Annotated in this window: 17 protein-coding genes; 6 read left to right on the top strand and 11 right to left on the bottom strand. The window is 72.4% G+C overall.

From position 1 onward, the window contains the following. Positions 1-64: 64 nt before the first annotated feature. The 4 genes from fahA to HUT06_RS40720 all read right to left on the bottom strand — a co-directional run bounded on the left by fahA (position 65) and on the right by HUT06_RS40720 (position 3,920). Entirely contained in the window at positions 65-1,231 is a 1,167-nt protein-coding gene (gene fahA / locus HUT06_RS40735) for a fumarylacetoacetase (RefSeq protein ID WP_176200571.1), read from the bottom strand. Beyond that, positions 1,228-2,085 (bottom strand): hypothetical protein, encoded by an 858-nt coding sequence (locus HUT06_RS40730; RefSeq protein ID WP_254715654.1) that lies wholly within the window; start codon positions 2,083-2,085, stop codon positions 1,228-1,230. Before HUT06_RS40730 ends, fahA begins: the two co-directional genes overlap by 4 nt. Then, positions 2,061-3,281 (bottom strand): homogentisate 1,2-dioxygenase, encoded by a 1,221-nt coding sequence (locus HUT06_RS40725; RefSeq protein WP_176200570.1) that lies wholly within the window; start codon positions 3,279-3,281, stop codon positions 2,061-2,063. The genes HUT06_RS40730 and HUT06_RS40725 overlap by 25 nt, the downstream gene beginning before the upstream one ends. 111 nt (positions 3,282-3,392) lie before the next feature. After that, positions 3,393-3,920, bottom strand: a complete 528-nt coding sequence (locus HUT06_RS40720) for a MarR family winged helix-turn-helix transcriptional regulator (RefSeq protein WP_176200569.1) — start codon at positions 3,918-3,920, stop codon at positions 3,393-3,395. A gap of 146 nt (positions 3,921-4,066) precedes the next feature. On the opposite strand from HUT06_RS40720, the gene HUT06_RS40715 reads away from it, so the two are divergent. Continuing rightward, positions 4,067-5,800 carry a pyruvate dehydrogenase gene (locus HUT06_RS40715; protein ID WP_176200568.1) on the top strand — a complete coding sequence of 578 codons (1,734 nt, stop codon included), beginning with the start codon at positions 4,067-4,069 and terminating at the stop codon, positions 5,798-5,800. Positions 5,801-5,872: 72 nt separating this feature from the next. Here HUT06_RS40715 and HUT06_RS40710 read toward each other — a convergent pair whose 3' ends face one another. Continuing rightward, entirely contained in the window at positions 5,873-6,553 is a 681-nt protein-coding gene (locus HUT06_RS40710) for a TetR/AcrR family transcriptional regulator (RefSeq protein WP_176200567.1), read from the bottom strand. A gap of 149 nt (positions 6,554-6,702) precedes the next feature. On the opposite strand from HUT06_RS40710, the gene HUT06_RS40705 reads away from it, so the two are divergent. Further along, complete coding sequence (locus HUT06_RS40705) at positions 6,703-7,971, top strand: hypothetical protein (protein ID WP_176200566.1); 1,269 nt, start codon at positions 6,703-6,705, stop codon at positions 7,969-7,971. Here HUT06_RS40705 and HUT06_RS40700 read toward each other — a convergent pair. Continuing rightward, positions 7,968-8,636, bottom strand: coding sequence for a TetR/AcrR family transcriptional regulator (locus HUT06_RS40700; protein WP_176200565.1), 669 nt, complete (start codon positions 8,634-8,636; stop codon positions 7,968-7,970). The genes HUT06_RS40705 and HUT06_RS40700 overlap by 4 nt on opposite strands. Positions 8,637-8,788: 152 nt before the next feature. Between HUT06_RS40700 and HUT06_RS40695 the strand changes: the two genes are divergently transcribed. Together HUT06_RS40695 and HUT06_RS40690 are read left to right on the top strand one after the other, a co-directional pair. Continuing rightward, positions 8,789-10,414 carry an MDR family MFS transporter gene (locus tag HUT06_RS40695; RefSeq protein WP_176200564.1) on the top strand — a complete coding sequence of 542 codons (1,626 nt, stop codon included), beginning with the start codon at positions 8,789-8,791 and terminating at the stop codon, positions 10,412-10,414. Positions 10,415-10,548: 134 nt separating this feature from the next. Then, entirely contained in the window at positions 10,549-12,147 is a 1,599-nt protein-coding gene (locus tag HUT06_RS40690) for an AMP-binding protein (protein WP_176200563.1), read from the top strand. A gap of 53 nt (positions 12,148-12,200) precedes the next feature. Here HUT06_RS40690 and HUT06_RS40685 read toward each other — a convergent pair whose 3' ends face one another. After that, a complete protein-coding gene (locus HUT06_RS40685; protein WP_254715653.1) occupies positions 12,201-12,617 on the bottom strand; it encodes an ATP-binding protein in 417 nt (138 codons plus the stop codon). Between the two features lie 254 nt (positions 12,618-12,871). On the opposite strand from HUT06_RS40685, the gene HUT06_RS40680 reads away from it, so the two are divergent. Both HUT06_RS40680 and HUT06_RS40675 read left to right on the top strand, forming a co-directional pair. After that, positions 12,872-14,215 carry a hypothetical protein gene (locus tag HUT06_RS40680; protein ID WP_176200562.1) on the top strand — a complete coding sequence of 448 codons (1,344 nt, stop codon included), beginning with the start codon at positions 12,872-12,874 and terminating at the stop codon, positions 14,213-14,215. Positions 14,216-14,268: 53 nt separating this feature from the next. After that, complete coding sequence (locus HUT06_RS40675) at positions 14,269-15,150, top strand: hypothetical protein (RefSeq protein WP_176200561.1); 882 nt, start codon at positions 14,269-14,271, stop codon at positions 15,148-15,150. Between the two features lie 25 nt (positions 15,151-15,175). Here HUT06_RS40675 and HUT06_RS40670 read toward each other — a convergent pair whose 3' ends face one another. From HUT06_RS40670 to HUT06_RS40655, 4 genes are all read right to left on the bottom strand, one after another. Continuing rightward, entirely contained in the window at positions 15,176-15,781 is a 606-nt protein-coding gene (locus HUT06_RS40670) for a DUF4232 domain-containing protein (protein WP_176200560.1), read from the bottom strand. Further along, positions 15,778-17,100 carry a helix-turn-helix domain-containing protein gene (locus tag HUT06_RS40665; protein ID WP_176200559.1) on the bottom strand — a complete coding sequence of 441 codons (1,323 nt, stop codon included), beginning with the start codon at positions 17,098-17,100 and terminating at the stop codon, positions 15,778-15,780. The genes HUT06_RS40670 and HUT06_RS40665 overlap by 4 nt, the downstream gene beginning before the upstream one ends. Positions 17,101-17,379: 279 nt before the next feature. Next, positions 17,380-18,540 carry a serine hydrolase gene (locus HUT06_RS40660; RefSeq protein WP_176200558.1) on the bottom strand — a complete coding sequence of 387 codons (1,161 nt, stop codon included), beginning with the start codon at positions 18,538-18,540 and terminating at the stop codon, positions 17,380-17,382. Between the two features lie 190 nt (positions 18,541-18,730). After that, entirely contained in the window at positions 18,731-19,363 is a 633-nt protein-coding gene (locus HUT06_RS40655) for a dihydrofolate reductase family protein (RefSeq protein WP_176200557.1), read from the bottom strand. Positions 19,364-19,450 lie beyond the last annotated feature (87 nt).

The following is a 19,450-nucleotide window of genomic DNA, read 5'->3' as shown; positions in this document are numbered from 1 at the left end:
CATGTTCCCGGCCACTTGGTGAAGCTGAGCCACCGCCCACGGAGGCTGCGGGCGGTGGCTGTGTTCAGCGGGCGGGGAGGATTCGGCCCTTGACTTCGCCGAAGCCGATGCGGGTGCCGGACGGGCCGGGGGCCGTGGCGGTGATGGCCACCTCGTCGCCGTCCTCTAGGAAGGTGCGGCTGGTGCCGTTGACCTCGATGGGCTCCTTGCCGCCCCAGGTCAGTTCTATGAAGGCGCCACGTTGGTCCTTGGCGGGGCCTGAGATGGTGCCCGAGGCGAACAAATCGCCTGTGCGGGACGAGGCGCCGTTCACTGTCATGTGCGCGAGCATCTGTGCCGGGGACCAGTACATCTCGCGGCAGGGCGGGCGGGAGACCACCTGGCCGTTCCAGGAGACTTCCAGGGAAAGGTCCAGGCCCCACGGGTTCTTCTCCTGGAGGTACGGGAGGGGCTCCGGGTCCTGGAGCGGGGTCGCTATGCGGGCCGCTTCCAAGGCGAGCAGGGGAACCACCCAATGCGAGATGGACGTCGCGAAGCTCTTCCCCAGGAAGGGCCCCAGGGGGACGTACTCCCACGCCTGAATGTCACGGGCCGACCAGTCGTTGACCAGGACGACGCCGAAGACGCGCTCGGAGAAGTCTTCGGTGGTGACCGGCGTGCCCAGAGGAGAGCCCGTTCCTACGACGAAGCCGACTTCGGCCTCGATGTCCAGGCGGCGGCTCTCGCCGAAGGTCGGGGCGTCCTCGCCCTTGCGCTGGCCGGTGGGGCGGACGATGTCCGTCCCGGACGGGACGACCGTGCCGGCGCGGCCGTGGTAGCCGACCGGGAGGTGCTTCCAGTTCGGCATCAGCGGCTCGGAGCCGGGGCGGAACAGGCGGCCCAGGTTCGACGCGTGGTGCTCGGAGGCGTAGAAGTCGACGTAGTCGGCGACTTCGAACGGCATGTGCATGGTGACCGCGTCCACCGGATGCACCGCGGAGTCGGGGATGTCGTCCGCGACCAGGTCGAGGAGCTGTTCGCGGACCTCGACCCAGCGCGCATGTCCCTGCGCCATGAACGGGTTCAGGGACGGTGCCGCGAAGACGTCGTCGTCCAGTGCCGCAGCCAGGTCTATGACCGAGTCGGCCACGCGCACGCCCACGCGCGGTGAACCGCCGGGGACAGAGAAAACGCCGTACGGGAGGTTGGCGAGCCCGAAGTGGGAGCCTTCGGGGATCGCGATGCGGGTCATCGGGTGCTCTCCTGGAGGGCGGACGCGAGCAGGCCCAGGTCCGCGAGTTCGTTCAGCGGGTCGGTGATGCTGCACGTCCCGAAGGACAGGAAGCGGCCGCGGGCGGCGATCGTGCGGGCCGCGCCCAGCGTCGAGACGTGGGACGCGATGGAGCGGGCGTTGCGGTCGGCCAGGATCGCGGCCAGTTCGGGCACCGGACGGCCGCGCAGGGCGGCGTCGGTCGCGAGCAGCAGGTTCAGGAAGCCGTGCTGGTGGAAGCCGGTCTCCGGGTCGGTGTTGCGGACGGGGTGGTGCAGCCCCGCCGTCGCCTTGAACGGGACGCGGGCGTCCACGACCTGTTTGATCCCGGTGGCCAGTTCCTCTGGGCTCGGGTAGAGGTGCGCCTTGACGCCGCCGGTGCGGAACTTGGCGCGGTGCCGGCGGGCGGCGACGGCGGCGATCATCGCGGGGCGGCGGTCGTCGCGCGGGAGTTCGACGTAGACGGGGACGTCGGTGCGGCCGAGCAGGCGGAAGAACTCCTCCGGCTGCATGGCGGGCGGGACGGCGACCTCCAGGCCGCGCACCGTGATCGGCAGGTCGGCGGCGGCGATGAGGGCCTTGGACGCCTGGCACGGGCCGCTCGGCGCGGTGATCGACACGTCGAGGGGCTCCCCGCCGAGCAGCGGGTACAGGTCGTCCAGCGCGGTGGCCGGCAGGACGAGCGGGCCGACGAGGTCGGCGTAGGGGGCGCTGCGGTGTGCGCGGTGGGCCGGGACGGCGTCGGTGAGCGGTGCGAGGCCCGGCGGGAACACGGCGGCGTCGTCGCACAGGCCGTGGGCGAACGCGGGGATCATCGCCGCCTCGCCCAGGTCCACGCGTAGGCGGAGTCTTCGCAGGCCAGCCCGCCTTCACCGAGTTCGAGCGGGTGGAAGGTGTCGACCATGACCGCCAGTTCGTCGAAGAACTCGACGCCGATGCTGCGCTCGTAGGCGCCGGGCTGCGGGCCGTGCGCGAGACCGCCGGGGTGGACGGAGACCGAGCCCTGGCCGATGCCGGAGCCCTTGCGCGCCTCGTAGTTCCCGCCGCAGTAGAACATGATCTCGTCGGAGTCGACGTTGGAGTGGTAGTACGGCACCGGGATCGACAGCGGGTGGTAGTCCACCTTGCGCGGCACGAAGTTGCACACGACGAAGTTGTGGCCCTCGAACACCTGGTGGACGGGCGGCGGCTGGTGGACGCGGCCCGTGATCGGTTCGAAGTCGTGGACGCTGAAGGTGAACGGGTACAGGCAGCCGTCCCACCCGACCACGTCGAAGGGGTGCCGCGCGTAGGTCATGCGGGTGCCGACGATGCCGCGCGAGGTGCGGTGCTTGACCAGGACCTCGACGTCGGTCTCGTCGGACAGGAGCGGCTCGGACGGGCCGTGCAGATCGCGCTCGCAGTACGGTGCGTTCTCCAGGAACTGCCCGTAGCGGGACAAGTAGCGCTTGGGCGGCGCGATGTGCCCGGTCGCCTCGATCGCGTAGGCGCGCAGGGGCTCGTCACCGATCGGCAGCCAGCGGTGCGTGGTGGACGTCGGAATGATGACGTAGTCGCCCTGCCGCGCGGACAGCGTGCCGAAGACCGTCTCGACCGTGGCCGTGCCCGACTCGATGTAGACGATCTCGTCGCCGGTCGAGTTGCGGTACAGCGGCGAGGCGGCGGACGACACGACGTAGGACAGGCGCACGTCGTTGTTGCCGAGGATCACCCGGCGGCCGGTGACGACGTCGGTGTCCGCCCAGGTCTCCTTGGGGAACAGCTCGTGCAGCTTCAGGTGGCGCGGCTTGAGCGGGTGGTTGGGGGCCGTCGTCGCGTCGGGGACGTCCCAGGTCCGGGAATCGGTGATCGCGGACGGGATCTCCCGGTGGTAGAGGAGGGACGAATCGGACGAGAACCCCTCCTCGCCCATCAGTTCCTCGAAGTAGAGCCGCCCTCCGCCGTCCCCGTGGTCGCCGTCCCCGTGGTCGCTGTGCCGGTGCTGGGTGTGGCGCTTCGGCGGCACGTGGCCGACCCGTTGGTAGTGGGCCATGTCCATCGCCTCCGATGGTTAACGCATTAACTACTTTCTGCCGACCTTACGGCTGTTCTTCCGTTCAGGGAAGGGCCTAACCCGGTCACGGCGAGGGGGTGGGCGGCGGGGTCAGCTGCGCTCGCGGGCGTCGAAGGACGTCCGGCCCGCGATGAGCTTGTCCAGCAGCATGATCAGCATCCGCTGCTCGGTCTCGGTCAGCGTCCCGGCCCACTGCCGCTCCCGCGCGTGCTGCTCGGCGAAGATCTCCAGCATCGCCGCGCGGCCCTTGTCGGTCAGCGACAGGATCACCGACCGGCCGTCGCGCTCGCCGGGCGTCCGGTCCATCATCCCGTCCGCGACCAGCGTCTTCGCCAGGTTGGAGACGGCGGCGCGGCTCATCCCGGCGAGTGTCGCGGCCCGGCCCGGCTCCAGTGGACCGGCGAGCCAGGTCACGAACAGCAGCCGGAACCCGGCCCAGGAGTGCCCGCGCGGCCGGTGCACCGTCGACTCCAGGTCGTAGGTGACGATCGCGGACGCCCGGTTCAGGGTCAGCAGCAGCCGGGTCGCGAGGCGGTCGGGGAAGCCGAACTCCTCCGCCAGCCGCCGGCCCGCGAGGTCGACGAACGTCCAGAAGCCGAGATCGTCCCGCTCATCCATCGCGCCCCACATCCCACCCGCGCCCACATCCGGTTCATGGTTTGACTATTTAACCCGGCCGGTGGCCGGGTGTCAGGGGGAGATCATCGGGCATTTCCCGGAGCGGGGAGCGGGAACACCACGGGAACACCACAGGGGAGGCACGCATGGCGACCGTCGCCGACCAGTTCATCGAGGTGCTGCGGCAGGCCGGCGTGCGGCGCGTCTACGGGGTGGTGGGCGACAGCCTCAACCCGATCGTGGACGCCATCCGCCGGACACCCGGCATCGACTGGGTGCACGTCCGCAACGAGGAGGCGGGGGCGTTCGCGGCGGCGGCCGAGGCGCAGACGACCGGGCGGCTCGCGGTGTGCGCGGGCAGTTGCGGACCCGGCAACACGCACCTGGTCCAGGGCCTCTACGACGCGCACCGGTCGGGGGCGCCGGTGCTGGCGCTGGCGTCGCAGATCCCGAGCGTCCAGATCGGCAGCGGTTACTTCCAGGAGACGCATCCCGAGCGGCTGTTCACCGAGTGCAGCCACTACTGCGAGCAGATCGTCACGCCGGAGCAGATGCCGCGCATCCTGCGGACGGCGATCCAGCACGCGATCGGGCACGGCGGCGTCGCGGTGCTGACGATGCCGGGCGACACCGCCGGCAAGGACGCGGCGGCACCGACCGGGGAGCACGACTTCCTCGTCCGGAAGGGGATCGTCCGGCCGCCGTCCGACCAGGTCGCACAGCTCGCCGCGGCGCTGAACCGGGCGCGCAGGCCGATGCTGTTCTGCGGCTCCGGCGTGAAGGACGCGCACGCCGAGGTGATGGAGCTGGCGCACAGGCTGCTGTCGCCGGTCGGGCACGCGCTGCGCGGCAAGGAGTGGATCCAGTACGACAACCCCTTCGACGTCGGCATGAGCGGGCTCTTGGGCTATGGCGCCTGCTACGAGGCGATGCAGGCCGCCGACCTCGTCCTGCTGCTGGGCACCGACTTCCCGTACGACCCGTTCCTGCCCGGCAAGAACACCATCCAGGTGGACGACGACCCGGCGAAACTGGGGCGGCGCACCCCGCTCGACCTGGCCGTCCATGGCGATGTGGGCGAGACGCTGAGGCTCGTCATGGACCAGGTAGAGCAGAAGCACGACCAGTCCTATCTGGACGACATGCTGCACCGCCACGCGCGCGCTCTGGAGAACGTCGTCTCCGCCTACACGCGCGACATCGAGAAGCACATTCCGATCCATCCCGAGTTCGTCGCCAGCGTCCTGGACGACCTCGCCGCCGACGACGCGATATTCACCGTTGACACCGGCATGTGCAACGTGTGGGCCGCCCGCTACCTCACCCCAAACGGACGCCGTCGCGTGATGGGGTCGTTCGTGCACGGCTCCATGGCCAACGCGCTGCCGCACGCCATCGGCGCCCAGTACGGCGCGCCCGGACGCCAGGTCGTGTCGCTCTCCGGCGACGGCGGCCTCGGCATGCTGCTCGGCGAGCTGCTCACCGTGAAGCTCCACCGCGTCCCCGTGAAGATCATCGTTTTCAACAACGCGTCGCTCGGCATGGTGCGCCTGGAGATGATGGTGGACGGCTTCCCCGCGTTCGAGACCGACCACGAGCCCGTCGACTACGCGGCCGTCGCGGCGGCGATGGGGATCGAGTCGGCGCGGGTGGAGCGCCCGACCGACGTCCGCACGGTGATGGAGCGGGCCCTCGCCTCGCCCGGCCCGTACCTGCTGGACGTCGTCACCGACCCGAACGCCCTGTCCATCCCGCCGCACATCACGCCGGAGCAGGTGAAGGGGTTCGCGCTGTCGGCGGGCAAGACCGTCCTCACCGGGGGCGTCGGCAAGATGCTCGACCTGGCGCGCAGCAACCTGCGCAACATCCCCCGCCCCTGACCGACCGGGAGCCGCTGCCGGGGATCAGACGGAGCGCTGCGGCCGGGATCAGGCGGGGCGCTGCGGCCGGGATCAGGCGGGGAGCCGCGCCGCGATCCCGTCCAGGACGATCGACAGGCCGAGCTCGAACCCCGCGTCGAAGTCGGTTCCCCCGGCGTCCATGTGGGCGGCGAGCGTCGGGTAGTCGGCGGCGCCCCGCCGGACCAGCTCTCCGGCCCGCTCCCGCAGCTCCGCCTCCGCGGCCGGGTCGCGGAACCGGGCGCGCCATGCCGACTCCTCGGCGACGAACCCGTGCAGGTAGCCGCTGACCGCGCTCACGGCCGCGGTGAGCTCCGGTCCCGACAGGCCCGCCCGGTGGAGCGCGGCGAACACGCGCTCGGAGCGGGCCAGGGAACCGGGGCCCAGCAGCGGTCTCGTCCCCATCAGGGCGGGCACCCACGGGTGGCGGAGCATGACCTCCCGCCCGCGAGCCATGTGCGCGGCGACGACGTCCCGCCAGCCGCCGGTCTCGTCCGGCACCGGCTCGATCTCGGCGATGGCGGCGTCCAGGGCCAGATCGAGGACGTCCTCCTTGGCGGCGACGTACTCGTACAGCGACATGGTCCCGGCGCCGAGCCGGGCGGCGAGCCGCCGCATCGAGAAGCCGTCCACGCCCTCGGCGTCCAGCAGCGCGACCGCCGCCGCGACGATCCGCTCGCGCGACAGCCGGGGCTTGCGCGGACGTTCCGCGCCGCGAAACCAGACCGAGTCCATCCGTGCCGCCTCCATCCGTGCCGTCTGCCCCGTGCCATCTGCCCCCGTGCCGTCTCCGTCCGTGCTCACCTCCGTCCGTGCAGTGTACGGAAAACCGTACGGCTAGCTTGGCCTCGACCGCGGAACCCCTCTGGCGGAAGGAAGCCGACATGGACGACGAATGGCTGCGTTCCTACGCGCTGCTGGCACTGCGGGTCGCCCGAGCCGCGGACGGGCCGAACAGCAGCGGGCTGGCGCTGGTCTACCGGGGCCCGGCCGGATGGCGGGAGGCGGTCGCGGCGGAGGAGCCGGTCCCGCCCGCCCGGCTCGCCGAGGACGCGGACGCGCTTCTGGACGACCTGCCGTCCGAACCCGCCCGCGCCGCCCACCGCGCCGCCGACCATGCCACCCGCGCCGCCGACCATGCCACCCGCGCTGCCGACCGCCGTGCCGACCGCCGTGCCGACTATCTGGCCGGGCAGGTGCGGGCGCTGCGGGCGGTGGCGCGGCGGCTCGCGGGCGCGCCGACCGCGCTGCCGGAGTACGTCCGCGAATGCCTGGGCATCGAGGCGGAGCGGGTGCCGGAGGCGGTGTTCGCCGAGGCGCACGAGATGCTCGACGCGGCGCTCCCGCCGGGCACCCCCGGCGGGTCGCTCGCCGAGCGGCGGGCGGCCTGGCGCGACACCCACCGGCTCGACGAGGTCGACCGGCTCCCCGCGCTCGTCGGCCGCGCGGTCACCGAGACCCGGGCCCGCACCTCCCGGATCGTCCCGCTGCCCGAGGACGAGACCGTCACGTGCCGGCTCGTGTCCGACGTGCCGTTCCATGCGGCGGGCGAGTACGCGGGCGGGAGGTCCTCCACCATCCACATCAACCGCGATGTCCCGTTCAACCTGGCCGACCTGCTGTACGTCGTGGCCCACGAGGGGCATCCGGGGCATATCGCCGAAGCGGTGCTCAAGGAGATCCACCTGCCCGGACGGCTCGAACGACGGGTCTGGTTCCTGCTCTCACCGCAGGGCGTCCTCAGCGAGGGGCTGGGGCTGGCGGCTGAGGAACTCGTCTTCCCCGGGGACGAGGCCCGGGAATGGCTCTCCCGGAACGTCCTCGGCCGGGACCCCGGGGAGGTCGCCGCCCTGCACCGCGCGGCGAACCTGCTGTGGGGCGTCTGGCCCAACGCCACGCTGATGGCCGCCGAGGGGCGGCCGGACCGCGAGGTCCGCGACTACCTGGTGCGCTGGGCACTGCTCGGGGAGGTCGAGGCGGCCGCCGCGATACCGCTCGTCATGGTGCCGGGAGGCAACCCCTACCTCTACGCCTACTACCACGGATGGCGGCTCGTCCGGGCCTGGCTGGACGGCCCCGACCGGTGGGCGCGGGCGCGGCGGCTGCTCACCGGGGACCTGCACCCCACCGAGCTCGCGGAGAGCGCCGGTTAGCGGTACTCGCGGGCGACCTCGGCCAGGGCCTCCTCGACCACCTCGGCGAGGGAGCGGGTGGAGGGCTCCTCGGTCCAGGTCACGGACGCGACGCGGAGCGCGGTCATGAAGGCGCCCGCCATGACGCGGTGGCGGAGGCCGGCGGACGGGAGGCCGTCCCGGGCGGCGATCAGCTCGGTGAGGGCCCGCTCGAACTCGGCGTAGTGGGCGAGCTGCCGGGCCAGCACGGACGGGTGGTTGCGGGCGAGCCGGACCTGCGCCGCCCACTGCGGGTCGAGGTCGCCGAACCGCTCGTGGACGAGCCGCCACGTCGCCCGCAGCGCCGTCCAGGACGTCTCGTCGTCCGGGCGTGTCGCGAACTCCTCCAGCAGGGCGCGCATCCGCTGCTCGCCGCCGTAGAGGAGGGCCTCCTCCTTGCCGCCGAAGTAGTTGGAGAAGGTGCGGCGGGACACGCCGGCGGCGTCGGCGATGGCCTCGACGGTGACCTCGTCCAGGCCGTGCTCGACGGAGAGGCGCATCGCGGCCTCGTGCAGGGCGCGGCGCGTCGCCTCCTTCTTGCGCTCGCGGAGGCCGCCTCGCGGCTCGGGCCACCCGCCCTGCGCCCCGGGGCGTCCGCCCTCGCGCAGTCCGCCCTTGTGTTCGCGCAGCCCACCGGTGCTCTCCATGGTGCGTCCAGCCTACCCACCTTCAAATACTGCTCTGTGAGAAAATTTGCCCACTGGGAATAAGAGTCCGGGGCGACGGGGTTGAAGCCTCGTTCCCAACTTTCTCGCGGAGGCGTCTCTTGACCGTTCCTGCCCCGACCAGACCTGCGCAGATGACGCACCGGCAGGTCCTAGAAGCGCTCAGCGGCCTGCTGCTGGTGCTGTTCGTGGCGATGCTCAGCAGCACCGTCGTGTCCACCGCGCTGCCGCAGATCATCGGTGCGCTCAAGGGCAGCCAGTCGCAGTACACGTGGGTCGTCACCGCGACCCTGCTGGTGTCCACCGCCAGTACCCCGATCTGGGGCAAGCTCGCCGACCTCTACAACAAGAAGACGCTGCTCCAGGTGGGCGTCGTCATCTTCATCGTGGCGTCGGCCGCCTCCGGGTTCGCGCAGAACACCGCGCAGCTCATCTTCTTCCGCGCCGTGCAGGGGCTCGGCGTCGGCGCGCTGCAGATCCTCGTCCAGATCATCATGGCCGCGATGATCAGCCCGCGCGACCGGGGCCGCTACTACGGCTACCTCGGCGGCGTGATGGCGGTCGCCACCGTCGGCGGGCCGCTGCTCGGCGGGCTGATCGTCGACTCGTGGCTCGGCTGGCGCTGGTGCTTCTTCATCGGCGTCCCGTTCGCCGTCGTCGCGTTCGCGCTGCTCCAGAAGACCCTCAAGCTGCCGGTCATGCGGCGCCCCGACGTGAAGATCGACTACGCGGGCGCGACGCTGATCGCCGCCGGCGTCAGCGTCCTGCTCATCTGGGTGACCTTCGTCGGCGAGAACTTCGCCTGGCTGTCCTGGCAGACGGCCGCGATGGCGGGCGGCGGCGTCGTGCTGCTGGCGATCGCCGTGTGGGTCGAGAAGCGGGCGGCCGAGCCGATCGTCCCGCTGGACATCGTCGCGCGCCGCAACACCGCCCTCGCGATCATCGCGAGCCTCGCGGTCGGCATGGCCATGTTCGGCGGTGCCGTCTTCCTCGGCCAGTACTTCCAGATCGGACGCGGCTACAGCCCGACCAAGGCGGGCCTGCTGACCTTCCCGATGATGCTCGGCGTGTTCGGCGCGTCCACCGTCGCCGGACGCCTCGCCACCAAGACCGGCAAGGTGAAGCCGTACATCGTGATCGGGACGCTCGTCCTGACCGCCGGGTTCGGGATGCTGGCGACCATCGACCACGAGACTTCGCTGGTCTACCTCGGCAGCGGGATGTTCCTGATCGGCGCCGGGGTCGGCATGACGATGCAGAACCTCGTGCTCGTCGTGCAGAACTCCGTCCACCTGAACGAGATCGGCGCCGCCAGCGGGACCGTCACCTTCTTCCGCTCCCTCGGCGGGACGGTCGGCGTGTCGGTGCTCGGCGCCGTCCTCGCCAACCAGGTCGCCGACAAGATCGCCAGCGGGCTGCGGCGGCTCGGCGTCGACCCGACGGCGGGCGGCGGCGACGCCGGCAACCTCGACATCGCGGCGCTGCCGGGACCGGTCAAGGAGGTCGTCCGGGCCGCCTACGGCGACGCCACCGGGCACATCTTCCTGGTGTCCACCGCCATCGCGGTCGTCGGGATCGTCGCGGCGGCGCTGCTCAAGCCGGTCACGCTGCGCGACAGCCTCGACCTGGCGGAGCCCGCCGACGCGGACGCGGCGGGCAAGGCGGGCGCGGGTGCGGGCGAGGCGGGCAAGGCCGTCACGATGGACAAGGCCGGCGCTCCGGTGACCGCCGCGGCGGACGGTTCGTTGTCAGGCTCCTAACAGTTGTCAGGTTCCTAACAATTGTCAGGCTCCTGACAATCGCCGCCGCGAAGAGCTGAGTTCAGTCAGGAGAGTACGAAAGCCGCCAACCGTACGGTCGGTAGTCCGGAACCCCGTACCGGAGGCGGTGGCAGATGAGCGGACGATCGGAGTTCGGGCACCGTGCGGCGTCGGTCGCGCGCGCGGGCGGCATGTTCGCCCGGAGCGGGCTGTGGCGCCCCGGACCGCCGCTGAAGGTCGTCCGCCAGCTCGGCGCCCTGCGCCGCTGGGGCACCCTGCTCGGCGGGACGGTCGCCTCCGCGGCCGCCCGCGACCCCGGCGTCGTCGCGATCATCGACGACGCCGGGGAGCTGACCTACGGCGAGCTGGACGCCCGCACCGACCGGCTCGCCGCCGCGCTCGGCCGGTTCAACGACTCGCCCCGCGTGGCGGTGCTGTGCCGCAACCACCGCGGCATGGTCGAGGCGCTGACGGCGTGCAGCAAGCGCGGCTCCGACCTCGTCCTGCTCAACACGGGGATGAGCACCGAGCAGCTCGTCACCGTCCTGCGGCAGCAGCAGGTCGAGGTCGTGATCGCGGACGAGGAGTTCGCCGGGTTCATCGCGGCGGTACCGAAGACCGTGCACGTCATCACGGCGGGCGGGCCCGGTTCGGAGCTGGAGAACGTCATCGCGACCGCGCCCGCCGCGCCGGTCGACCCGCCAGGCAAGGCGGGCCGGACGATCGTGCTCAGCTCCGGCACCACCGGCCGTCCCAAGGGCGCCGACCGGCACTCGCGTCCCGGGCTGTCGCCGCTCACCTCGATCCTGTCCCGCATCCCGTACCGGGTGCACGAGCGGATGTTCATCGAGGCGCCGCTGTTCCACACCTGGGGCTACGCGATGCTCCAGACCGCGATCTCGCTGCGCGCGACGATCGTCCTGCGGAGCCGGTTCGACCCCGAGCAGACCCTCCGCACGATCGACGTCACCGGCGCGACCGCGCTCGTCGCCGTGCCGGTCATGCTCCAGCGCGTCCTGGACGTCCCGGAGGCGGCGCGGCGCAAGCACGACACGTCCTCGCTGCGGATCGCCGCCGTCAGCGGCTCGGCCCTGCCGGCGACGCTCGCCACCGCGTTCATGGACGCGTTCGGCGACGTCCTCTACAACCTGTACGGGTCGACGGAGGCGTCGTGGGTCACCATCGCCACGCCCGCCGACCTGCGCGCCGACCCCGACACGGCCGGCACGCCCCCGCCGGGGACGAGGGTCGCGATCCTGGACGACGAGGGCCGGCCCGTCCCGCCCGGCACCACCGGCCGCATCTTCGCCGCCAACGAACTGCTGTTCGCGGGCTACACCAGCGGCGACACCAAGGAGATGCGGGACGGCCTGATGAGCCTCGGCGACGTCGGGCACCTCGACGACCAGGGCCGGCTGTTCGTGCACGGCCGCGACGACGACATGATCGTCTCGGGCGGGGAGAACGTCTTCCCGGGCGCGATCGAAGAGGTGCTGGAGAAGCTGCCGCAGGTCAGGGAGGTGGCCGTCGTCGGCGTCCCGGACGAGGAGTTCGGGCAGCGCGCCGCCGCGTTCCTCGTCCTGCGGGAGGGCGCGGAGCTGGACGCCGACGCCGTCCGCGCCCACGTCCGCGACCGGCTGGCCCGCTTCGCCGTGCCCCGCGACGTCCACTTCCTGGACGCGCTGCCCCGCAACGCCACGGGCAAGGTCGTCCGCCGCTCGCTGCCCTCTTAGCTCCCGGGAGCGCTCAGGGGCTCAGGGCCGCGAGGGCTCAGGAGGGCGGGTGCTCAGGGGCTCGGTGGCTCAGGGGCGCTGAGCGTGAACCAGAGGCGGGTGCGGTCGGGGGTCTGCTCCAGCCCCCATTCGTCGGCGAGGGCGTCGATGACGGTCAGGCCCCGGCCGTGGTCGAGGCGGCGGCGGAGGTGCGGATCGGCCGCCGCCGGAGCGGGACGGGCGGGGCCGTCGTCGGCGACCTCCACGAGCAGCGTGTCGCCGTTGGTGGCGACCGTCACCGTGACGAGCCCGGTGCCGTGCAGGACGGCGTTGGCGACGGCCTCGGCCGTCATCAGCTCGACGTCGTCGAGGAGCCCCTCGTCCGCGATGAGCTTCGCGGCGCGCTCGCGCACCGCCCGGCGGGCCCGGCGGCCGCCCTCGCCGTCGCTGAAGCCGAACGGCTCGCCCAGCCTTTCCAACCTGACCGTCACTGCATCACCACACCTGACTCGGAAGCGCACCGCAATCATTCACCTGCGGTGAGTGATCGGCAATGCGACCGAAGCATTGATCTTGGCCTTTCCGGGACAGCCGGGGCCGGCGATACTCACCGAGGCGCACAAACCGGGTGTTTTCTCCGTCTCGTGGCGAGAATCGGCGGACGCCCTCCCCGTGTCACCATCCGTTTCGACAGCGTTTTTCGCCGGGTGGGGTGAAGGACGCCAGTCCGTCCCGGAGGTGCGCCATGCACGCGGTCGTCCTCGCCTGCGCCGCGCAGGCCGTCTATATCGCCGCCTACGTCCTGTTCAAGACGGCCGCCGGGCGGATGAGCCCGATCGGGGGCCGGCACCCGCTGCACGCCGCCGCACGGCTCGCGCGCAGCCCGCGCTGGCTCGCCGGGGTCGCGGTGCTGCTGGCGGGGTTCGCCTTGTCGGCCTTCGCGCTCGTCACGCTGCCCGTGGTCGCGACCCTGCCCGCCTACGGGCTCGGCCTCGTCACGCTCCTCGCGGTGGGGATGAGCGGGTTCGGCGAGCGGCCCACGTCGCGGGAGTGGCTCGCGGTCCTCATCACCGTGGCCGCGATGATCACCGCGGCGCTGTCGGTGCTGCCCGGTGCCGGCGAGTCGCTGGCGGACGCGCTGCACCGGCCGGGCGGCGCGGGCGCCGCCGGCGCCCTCCCGCTCTGGAAGGCGGGCCTGGTGTTCGTGCCGTCGCTGGTCCTGCCGCTGTGGATGTTCTGCATGCGCGACCGCCCGGTCAGCGGCCGCCACGCACGGCCGCTGACCGGCATCGCGCACGGGCTCGGCGCGGGCGTCCTGCTCGGCGCCACCGAGGTGTTCGGCCAGGGCATGGCGATGATGCTCGCCGACGGCCGGGGCGCGGGGGTGCTGGCCTCGCCGCACCCGTACCTGTTCCTGCTCGCGGGCGTCCTCGGCCTAGGGCTGCTCTCCATCGGCCTGCAGCGCTGCCGCCTCATGATCATCGTCACGGTCGTCACGGTCACCGCCAAGACGCACCTGCTGCTGTCGGCCACGCTGCTGTACGGCGAGCCGTGGCCGCACGAGCCGGGCCCGTTCCTGCTGCGCGTCGCCGGCGTCGGCCTGGCCGTCCTGGCGCTACTGGCCTTCCCGCGCCACGAACACCGCCCGATCCGCACCGTCACGCCCCCTGGGCCGCTACCGCCGGAACACCCGCCAACCCGCCCCACCCATCACCCCCGCCCCGCCCTTCACCCCCGCCCCACCGCTCAGCCCCGCGCCCTCCCCGCCGCCGCACCCACGCCCAGAAACCCGGCAGAGCCGCACGCCCGCCCCGCACCGACGAACAGCTACCCGGCAGCGACGGGCACCCATCCTGCGGCGTCGGCGGCGTATCCGGCGGTGCCGGACGCCCATCACGGCATGCCGCACGGCCTGTCCGCGACGTCTGGCGCTTATCCGGCAGTGTCGGGCGGCTATCCAGCGGTACCCGGGGATGGTTATTTCGGGGAGGTGGGTGTCGCTCCGGCGGTGCCATCGCCGCAGGTCAGGGTGTCTTTCGGGGCGGACGGGCGGTGGGTCGAGGCGGACGCGTCCCGGTTCGGGCCGTGAAATCTTGTCACTGTCTAGATAGGCTGGTGGTGATCCCGAGTGAAGGAGCGCCGATGACGGAGAACCCCGGCCTGGCCCGGCAGATGTGGCACCAGATCGAAGCCGTGCACGCCCTGTTCTGGTACTCGCCCGACGTCTTCGCCGAGGCGGCGGGGCTCGGGTACGAGGTCGACACGCGCTGGCCGAGCTACTTCGCGTGGCGCGCCGCCCCGCTCGGCGCCGCCGGTCCGGAGCGGGTCGCGTCCGCCTTCTACAGCTTCAGCCCGCGCATGGTGGCCGAGCACGTCCCCGCCGTGTGGACGGTCGCGCCGCCCGAGCGCGTCCTGGAAGCCCGGGAGCGCGCCGTCGACCGCATGTACCGGGCACTGCTCGGCGACGCCATCGACTCCCCGGACCTCGCGGAGGCCGCCGCGCTGGCCCGCGCCGCCGCCGAGGAGGCGGGCACGGCCGGCCGGCCGATCGCCGCCGCCAACGCCGACCTGCCCTGGCCGGACGAGCCGCATCTCGCGCTCTGGCACGCGATCGGCATCCTGCGCGAGCACCGCGGGGACGGCCACGTCGCCGCGCTCCTCACCCACGGGCTCGACCCGGCCGAGTCGCTCGTCTCGTTCGCCGCGGTCGGCGCCGCGTCCGTCGAGACGTTCGCGAGCCGGGGCTGGACGGACGAGGAGTGGGCCGCCGCCCGCGACCGCCTCGCGTCCCGCGGCCTCGTGGACGATGACGGCGCCGCGACCGACCGGGGCCGGGAGTTGCGCGACTCCGTCGAGCGGATGACCGACGACCTCGCCTACGCGCCCTGGCGGGCCCTCGGCGAGGCCAAGGCCGAGCGGCTGGCGCAGCTGGCGATGCCGGTCCTGGTCAAGGTGCTGGAGACCGGCCTGATGCCCGCGGAGAACACGCTCGGCATCGGCAAGGTGCAGGCTCCGCCCCGCTGAGCCGAGTCAGGCCCGCCCCGCTGAGTCAGGTGCGGGGGAGGCTCCAGGCGGTCTCCTCCAGGCGTCCGGTGTTGCCGAGATCGAGGGGCCCGTCGGACTCGACGATGACGACCGGCCGTCCAGGCGCCGGCCGGACCTCCAGGTACGTGCCCGCCACCGCCGTCGTCGTCGGGTCGGTGACGAGGTTCCGCCAGACGATCACGAAGACGGCGGACCCGCCCGGACGGATCGTCAGCGGCTTCGGCCCCGGGTCGTCGACCTGCGTCGTGCCGCGCACGATCTTCACGTCGAACGGCTGCCGGTCCTTGTCGAGGACGCGCACGGACGGGTAGCCGTTCAACCGGTACGCGCGGTCGCCGCAGTTGCGGAGCCGGATGGTCGCGGCGCGCAGGCCCATCGCCGCCTCCGGCTCGTCCATCCCGATGCTGATGCCCTCCGGCGTGCAGACGGGCGGGGCCGGCCGGTGCCGCTCCAGCGGGATCGGCGTCGGCGTCGCCGGCTTCGACGGCAGCACGGGATAGGGCTCGGACGGGAGGGCGGCCGGCGCGGTCTCGGTGCCGCAGCCCGCCGCGCCGACCAGCGCCGCCGCGGCCGCGACCAGCAGGATCGGTGTCCGTTTTGTCGGGGTCACCTGGGGATCATGGCAGACGGATGTGGAGGCCGTGTGTCGCTACGGGCCCGCCCCCGCCCGGATGCCTGCCCGGACGCCCGCCCGGACGCCTGCCCGGACGCCCGCCCGGCACGGGCCCGCAGGTGGGCGGCGCGCAGCACGGCCTCGATGCCGAACCGGGCCTCCGGGTCGGCCAGCTCGGCGCCGAAGGTCTGCTCGATCTTGCGCATCCGGTACCGGACGGTCTGTGGGTGGATGTGCAGGATCGCGGCGATCTCGGCGGCGGTGCCGCGGGTGACGAGCCAGGTCCGCAGGGTCTCGGTCAGCCGGTCCTGCTGACCGGGCGTCATGCCGTCCAGGACGCCGAGGCGGCGCCGGGCCAGCTCGTCCACCAGCGCCGGGTCCGACAGCAGCCACAACGTCACGAGGTGCTCCTCGCACCGGACCACCGGGCCGTCGAGGACGCCGCCGAGCGCGAGCCCGAGCGCCCGCCGGGCCCAGCGCAGCGAGTCGGCCGCCTGCCCGGCGGGCATCGTCACGCCGACCGCGATCAGGCGGCCGGGCAGCGCCTCGTCCAGCATGCGGCGCCGCTCCGGCGTGAACGGGCCGGGCAGGAGCAGGTGCGGGGCGGCGCACTCCAGGTCGGCGAGGACGTCCTCGTCCAGCGCCGTCCACGCGCAGCGGGCGTCGGGCTCGACGGCGACGAGCGTGACCTCGTCCGGGACGCGCCATCCGGCGGCCTCGGCCGCCTCCGCGACCTCCGCCTCGGGGCCGTCCAGGAGCAGGCGCAGCAGGCGGCGGCGCCGCTCGTCCAAGGCCGGGATCGGACGGGCCCTGGCCTGCCGGTACCCGTCGAGCGACAGCTCGGCCAGCTCGTCCAGATAGACGAAGAGGGCGTCGGCGAGCCGCGACATGACGGCCGCGGAGATGTCGTGCCGGGGCGCGACCCGCATGACGCGGCGCCAGGCGACCTGCCCGCCGATGCGGTACGCGGCCTGGAGGGAGTCCAGGTCGCGGCCCTCGTGGGCCTCGTACTGGCCGAGCATCCGCGCCGTGGTGGCGGCGGAGCCGTCGTCGGCCGGCGCGCCGTGCGGGACGGCGATCCGGTCGACGAACGCGGCGAGGTTGTGCTCCACGCTGAGCCGCAGCACGTGCCCGTAGGGGCCGTCGAGCGGGCGGGCGTACTCCGGGATGGCGCGGCGGATCTCGGTGACGATCTCCTCGGCGAGGCTCGGCAGCTCCGGCCGCATCAGCCCGGCGAGGCGCGGCGGGAGAAGCACGGGCCGCTCCCCGTCGCCTCGCCGCTCGCCGGCACCTCCGGATGCGAGGGTTCTGGTCATCGGCACACCTCCGTTTGCCCGGCCGTGCTGCTGGACGTCCCGACGGTACGCACCGCCCACACCGTTCTTCTGTAGCGCGGAAGAACAAAACCCTGCGGCCACTGCTCACCTGCTTATAACCGGGCGCCCCTACGCACTGGCGCGGATGTTCGTTCAGGCGCAGAGGCTCGTTCAGGCGCAGAGGCTCGTTCAGGCGCGGAAGTCCGTGCGGGCGCAGAGGCTCGTTCGGACACAGAGGCTGGTTCAGACACAGAGGCTGGTTCAGGCGCAGAGGCTGGTTCAGGCGCAGAAGGCGGTGTCGGCGGCCTTGGCGAGGTCTGCTCGGAAGGTCGTGTCGTGCTCCAGCTTCGACTCGTTGTAGGTGATGATCGCCTGGCGGCCGCCGTCGGCGCTGGTGTAGGTCCAGGTGCGGTAGCCGGGGAAGCCGCCGTCGTGGCCCCACGCGTACCCGCAGGAGAACTTGATGCGGGCGACGCCGAGCCCGTAGTCCTCCACCACGCCGTCGTCGTTGACGGGACGGACCGTCCGCAGCTCGCGCATCTGCTTCGCCGGCAGCAGCCGCCCGGTGAACAGCGCCCGGTGGAAGCGCGCCACGTCGTCCACCGTGCTGACGATGCCGCCGGACGTCCGCGCACTGGACGGGCTGACCAGCGTGCTCACGTCGCCGTACTCGTAGTAGTAGCCGTGCACGTACGGGCCGCGGAACCCGGGGTCGGTCGTCGGGTAGAAGGTGTGCCGGAGCCGCAGCGGCGTGAAGATCCGCTTCCGTAGCTCCGCGCCCACCGGCCGCCCGGTCGCCTTCTCGATGATCATCCCGGCGAGGATGTAGTTGGTGTTGGAGTAGTTCCAGTCCGTGCCGGGCGCGTACAGCGGCGGCTTCTCCGTCGCGATCGCGATCAGCTCCTCGGGCGTCCAGGACCGGGCCGGGTCGGACATCACCCGCGGGTCGGGCGTGTAGTCGTTCAGCCCGCTGGTCTGCGCGAGCAGCTGCCGGACGGTGATCTTCGACCCGTCGTTGCCGTTCGCGCCGAGCAGGCCGGGGAGCCAGTCGTCCACGGTGTCGTCCAGCGACAGGCGGCGCTCGGCGGCGAGCTGCAGCACGACCGTCGAGGTGAACGACTTGGTCACGCTGGCGATGCGGAACTGGAGCCGGTGGTCCATCGGCGCCCCGGTCGCCTTGTCCGCCACCCCGGCGGTCACGTGCGACACCCGGCCGCCGCGCCGCGTCATGACGATGACACCGGGCGCCCCGTCCGCGACCAGCTTCGCCGCCTGCTCCCGCACCTTCCGGTCGAGCTGGTCGCCGTGGCCGTGGTCGTGGTCGTGGTCGTGGCCGTGGCTCTTGGTAGGCGCGGCGGCGTTCGCGGCGGGTGCGAGCGCCGTCCCGGCGACCAGGGCGGACGCCGTGGCGAGCGCGGCGAATCGGGGGATGCGCGACATGATTTCCTCCTGGAAGGCCGTCCGTTGACGTGATCAAGCCTTCCGGCAGGCGCGCATACCGGCACTGGGCCAAGGCCCCGAGCCGCTGGTGTACCTGACGACACCCCACGCGGCCGCGGTCCTCGCGTCAGACGCAGCGGTCCTCGCGTCAGACGCAGCGGCCCGCGTGTCAGACGCAGCGGCCCGCGCGTCAGACGCCGCGGTCGGGCGCGCTCATGTCGCCCGTCGCCGGGGTGCCGTCGCCGAGCCCGTAGCGCAGGTAGACGGTGCCCTTCGAGTCGGCCGCCGGCGGTTCGAGGAGCGTGAGGTTCGAGGGCACCGCGCCGCCGTCGAACACCTTCTTCCCGACGCCGAGGACGATCGGGTGCACCCACAGGTCGAGCCGGTCGAAGAGCTTGTCGCGCAGCAGCGTCTGCACCAGGTTCAGGCTGCCGACGACCTTGATGTGCTCGTGCCGGTCGCGGATCTCGCGCACGGCTTTGCCCAGGTCAGGGCCGAGTTGCGTGGATCCGGCCCACGACAGGTCGGGCTTGCCGCGAGAGGCGACGTACTTCGGGACGCTGTTGAAGAGCGCGGCGATCTCGTTGTCCTCGTCGCCCTCGTAGTTCGGCCAGTAGGCGGCGAAGATGTCGTACGTCCGCCGGCCGAGCAGGAGGGCGTCCGTGCCCTCGTAGGCGGCACCGACCTGCGCTCCGGAGATCTCGTCCAGCAGGGGCGCCTGCCAGCCGCCGAACGGGAACCCGACGGGGTCCTCGTCGGGACTGCCGGGCGACTGCGCGACGAGGTCGAGGGTCGCGAACAGTTCGATATGGATGAGGCCCATGCCGTCCTCCAATGCGTTGGTCTTCCAATGCGTTGGTCTTCTCGGTCAGGAGGTAGACCCGCGGGCACCGTCGGACTCATCGGTCCG

It is taken from the genome of Actinomadura sp. NAK00032, from assembly GCF_013364275.1.
Classification (GTDB): Bacteria; Actinomycetota; Actinomycetes; order Streptosporangiales; family Streptosporangiaceae; genus Spirillospora.
The sequence above is the reverse complement of the archived record's forward strand: the minus strand, read 5'-3'. Positions and strand labels throughout refer to the sequence as shown.